Genomic DNA, 4,501 nt, shown 5'->3' on the forward strand with positions numbered 1-4,501 from the left:
TGCAGGGACTGGTCCTCAACGCTCAGGCGATCGCGCAGATGAGGTACGTGAAGCCCTGAGAGGGGGAAGGTGCGTCCGCACCTAGGCTTCGCGGTGAAATAACCTGTGTTAATGCGGATTTATAGGGGTTTTCACTGCATAAGTAACGCATCAGCGTCTTCCTACCCATCGCTATGAAGGCATGACGCCTCCTTCCATAGCGTCAGCTTGATGCATAGGCATTTTGAAATTCCTATGCATGAACCCTCTTGCGCATCTAGATACTCACTGAGTAAGATAGGGTTCACTACATGCCAATTCCTATTATTATAGGCAGGAGTAGTCAATTATTTAAGGAAATACATTGATGATAAGAGCATTTCTTCCGCCCGATGCTCCTTTATTACGTAAAGTGTCTGCTCAGGTTGATAAATTTTCGAATGGTGAATTACGTACTTTAGTAGATGACATGTTTGAAACCATGCGTGATGGAAACGGCGTGGGTCTGGCAGCTCCACAAATCGGGGTGGATGCACGCATTATTGTCATTGAATTTTCTGGGAATGAGGAGCGAGCACCCGGCGAATCTCCGGTCCCCCCCACGGTACTGATAAATCCGGTTATTACTTCCGGAGTTGGTCGAACAGAAGGACGTGAAGGGTGTTTTAGCGTTCCGGGTAAAATAGGCATTGTACCTCGGTATGCGACGATCGAATATACGGCTCAAGACATGGATGGTCTTAACGTCCGAGGCAAGGCAGAAGGGTTTCATGCACGGATTATCCAGCATGAAGTCGATCATCTGAACGGTATTCTTTATATAGATATCGCCAGTGAGGTATCTCTATATCAACGAGAGCCTATAGCGAGCAAATAACCAATCGGCCTTCATGTGTAGAGATTTTCCAGATTCGTTGCTCATCCAGGACACCCGCGTGTTGTCGCTGACCGAAAACTGACCCTGGTGTTCTCCTGCTCACTTTCCGAGCAGGAGACCACCAGGTGATCAGCATGGAAATGATGGGAAAAATTCGGCGGATGTATTTCCGCGACAAGCTGTCGCTTCACCAAATAGCCAAGCGTACCGGGCTGTCCAGGAACACCATCCGAAAGTGGCTCAGAGCCCCCGAAACCAAACAGCCGGTGTACCAGCGGCAAGCCGCTTTCAACAAGCTCAGCCCTTTCCACGGAACTAGAGCAGGCTCTCAAAGCCGATTCGCTTCGGGCAAAACACAACCGCAGAACCGCAAAGGCTCTCTTCGAGCAGATCAAAGCCGAGGGCTACGACGGCGGTTCATCATGGCCAATTACCCTGTCTTTCACGGAACTCATTTTTCGTCAGCGCCACTCATTGGGACTTTTGTCATAAAAAGGCGAGAATAGAGGCGGGCTCCCCGAGTAGATGTGTCGGCCGCGCCGTTGGTCTTTTGCAAAGCCCTTTTTTGGTTGATCGATAGGGAGATATCGTGAGCAGTGCTTCGGATCATGGTCCATATGTGAGGTACCTGGCTGATGATCGGTGCACACCGATCATCAGCCTGGCTGCGGTTCGCCAGCGCGATGAATCGCGAAAACGGGCGCTGGCACAAGCGCTCGGCCAGGTCTGTCGAGAAAGCGGCTATTTCTATGTCGAGGATCACGGACTTCCCGCAGACTTGCTGACCGCTGCGGCGGCTGGCGTGCGCGAGTTCTTCGATCTGCCGCTCGCTGACAAGATGGCGATCGACATCGCCAAGTCGCCTTTCCACCGAGGCTACGTGCCTGCGGGCGGAGAGACCGCTTATGGCAGCGCGATCAAGGACATCAAGGAGGCGTTCGACATGGCTCTCGAACTGGAGCCTGACGACCCGGATGTCCGTGCAGGAAAATTCTTCCATGGCCCCAACGCCTGGCCCGCCGCGCAGCCGCTGTTGCGGCCGACGCTGTCGTGGCTGTACCGGGAGTGGCTGGCGATGTGCGAGAACATCAGTGAGTTATTCGCACTCGGGCTTGGGCTGCCGAACACCTATTTCGCCGAGCGAACCCTGAAACCACTGGCGCAACTGCGTGCCGCGCGCTATCCGCAACAGCCGCCGGGCGAAACGGGCTGTGCGATCGGCTGTGGTGCGCACACAGACTACGGGATCGTCACGGTGATCTGGCAGATCGACGAGGAAGGGCTCGAGGTCTGCGACCCGTCGGGGCGTTGGATCCCTGCGCCGCGCATCCCGGGCACGTTCACGTGCCTGCTTGGCAACGTGACGGGCATGTGGACGAACGACCAATGGCGCGCCACTCCGCATCGCGTGCTGAACGTGTCCGGCAAGACGCGCCACTCGCTCAACTTCTTCTTCGATCCCGACTACGATTGCGTGGTCGAACCGCTGCCGCCGTTCGTCACGGCAGCGACACCGGCGCGCTACGCGCCCACCACGATGGGTGCGCATCTCTTGCAGAGCTTCAACGGCGTGTTCGAGTACCGAAAGCAATAACCTCAAACCAACGCACTGGCATCCCAGGGATAAGGCAAATGAAAAACATCATGGTCATTGGCGGAGGCGTGGTCGGCTTGTCCATCGCGCTGGAACTGAGCGAAAGCGGCGTGAACGTGATCAACGCGTTTCCGCGTACCGGCGATGAGCTCTCGGCTTCACGAGCTGCGGGGGCGATGCTCGGTGCATTCGGGGAGTTGTCCGCCGATGACGGCCCCGAAGAGATGGCGGAGTTTGATTTCCGCCTCGCCGCACAGCGTTACTACCCGTCCTGGCTTGCGCGCCTTCGCGAACTGTCGGGCGCGCGGGTGTCGCAAGTCGATGGCACCGTCATCATCGCGAACAACCAAGGAGCGCGGGATCGCGACGGTATCCGCCGCATGCAGCAGGAGGCGGCGTTGCGCAGCGAACCCGCAGAATGGATCGAGCCCGGCGACGTGCCCGGACTCAAGCCGAGCCCAGTCCACGCACCGGCACTGTGCCTGTATCTGAAGAACGAGCACGCCGTTAATTCCGGCGAGTTGCTCGACGCGATGATGCAGGTGCTCGCGCGGCGCGAGAACTACCAGCATCTCGATACGTCCGTCGTGCAGGCGAAAGCAGAAGGCCTGTCTTGGACCATCACGCTCTCCAACGGGAGCACCGTTGCGGCCGACGCCGTCGTGATCGCGGGCGGGTCTCGCTCACTCGATTGCCTTGACCCGTCGCTCGTCAAGGACGCCGCGCTGCCCGCACTGAGCTTCGGCAAGGGGGTCTCATGCCTCCTCAGTGCGGCACCGGCCGTCGCGCACACGATACGCACGCCGAATCGCACATTCGCGTGTGGCATTCACGTCGTGCCGCAACCTGGGAGCGGTTGCCTGTACGTTGGCGCCACCAATTTCACTGGTGTGGACGAGGAGGCCGAGGCCAAGGTCCAGCCTGGTGAGCTGCACGGCCTGTTCGATGAGGCCATCCATCAAATCAACACCGACATTCGCACGAGCCGCATCGAACAGATTCGTGTTGGCTTTCGGCCGATCGCGGCGTACAAGCGGCCGCTCGTCGGTAAGACGCGCATCGCAAATTTGTACATTGCCACCGGCACGTATCGAAACGGCGTACTCATGGCGCCGCTCGTCGCTGCGATGATCGCCGCCGAGTTAGGCCTGCGTGCCGCGCCATATCAGGGCAATCCGTTCTCGGTGCTGGGCGAGGAGAACAAGGTCGGCTGGGACATGGGCCGGCTGCTCGACGTCGGCGTGCGCGATCTGGTGGCATTCCTCCAGGATCCGCGCGGCCCGCTCCCCTACAACCGCGCGCACGAGCTCGAAGCCTATCTGCGCAGTTTGCTTCAAGCGGCCGTGTGCAACGATGCAGGCGGCGACTCGCTGCACGCGATGATTCAAACCCGGCTGAAGGGGGCTCCCTTCAGCGAGACGGTTCACAAGCTCTTCTATGAAATTGGAGAAAGGGCGCACCTGCTCCCGGCACCCGCAGCATCTTAATCGAGTCGTGGAGAGCCATCGCTGGTCGCTGTGCGCTCATGCTGCGGTTCAAGTGGCGTCCATCGATGAGGCTTTTGCAGACCTGACCGGCATGCCAGGCAATCTGACCGAGTTGGGAAGATCGATTCGAGCCAAAGTCCATCGCTGCACAGGTATTCCCGTGGGTGTCGGGATTGCACCGACCAAGACACTGGCCAAGCTGGCCAAGCTGGCCAAGCTGGCCAATTACACCGCAAAGCGTCTCCAGGCGCACACAGGTGGTGTCGTGGACATCTGCGACCCGGTAAAACGCGATTGGGTGCTGCGCAATACCTCTGTTGGTGAGGTCTGGGGCATCGGTCGAAAAATGAAAGCGCACCTGGAGGGCATGCAGATCCTGTCGGCCAAGGACCTTGCTATGGCGGATCCCTGGATGCTGCGCAAAACGTTTAGCGTTGTGATCGAGAAAACCGCACGCGAGCTGGCGGGTACCGCGTGCCTGGAGCTGGACGAAGTCGAGCCGCCACGGCAGGAGATTTGTTGCAGCAGAATGTTTGGCAAGCGACTGACCGAGCTGGGGCCGAT

4 protein-coding genes and 1 pseudogene are annotated in these 4,501 nt (G+C 58.4%); all 5 read left to right on the top strand.

Features of this window, described 5'->3' with window-relative positions; translation table 11 throughout:
- Positions 1-346: 346 nt before the first annotated feature.
- The gene (def, locus tag DW49_RS1000000129680; RefSeq protein ID WP_005735414.1) at positions 347-856 is read left to right on the top strand and encodes a peptide deformylase; all 510 of its coding nucleotides are present in this window, start codon (positions 347-349) and stop codon (positions 854-856) included.
- Positions 857-999: 143 nt separating this feature from the next.
- Positions 1,000-1,279 (top strand): annotated as a pseudogene (locus DW49_RS01000000128115) (helix-turn-helix domain-containing protein); the annotation flags it as partial.
- A gap of 166 nt (positions 1,280-1,445) precedes the next feature.
- Positions 1,446-2,450: an isopenicillin N synthase family dioxygenase gene (locus DW49_RS0107120; RefSeq protein WP_229687597.1), complete on the top strand. Its 1,005-nt coding sequence runs from the start codon at positions 1,446-1,448 to the stop codon at positions 2,448-2,450.
- A gap of 38 nt (positions 2,451-2,488) precedes the next feature.
- The gene (locus DW49_RS0107125; RefSeq protein ID WP_005622074.1) at positions 2,489-3,937 is read left to right on the top strand and encodes an NAD(P)/FAD-dependent oxidoreductase; all 1,449 of its coding nucleotides are present in this window, start codon (positions 2,489-2,491) and stop codon (positions 3,935-3,937) included.
- Positions 3,888-4,501, top strand: a 614-nt coding sequence (locus DW49_RS0107130) for a Y-family DNA polymerase (RefSeq protein WP_477742855.1), incomplete at its 3' end; no start/stop codon positions are given. The genes DW49_RS0107125 and DW49_RS0107130, both read left to right, overlap by 50 nt.

The organism is Pseudomonas avellanae BPIC 631 (assembly GCF_000444135.1).
GTDB lineage: Bacteria > Pseudomonadota > Gammaproteobacteria > Pseudomonadales > Pseudomonadaceae > Aquipseudomonas > Aquipseudomonas avellanae.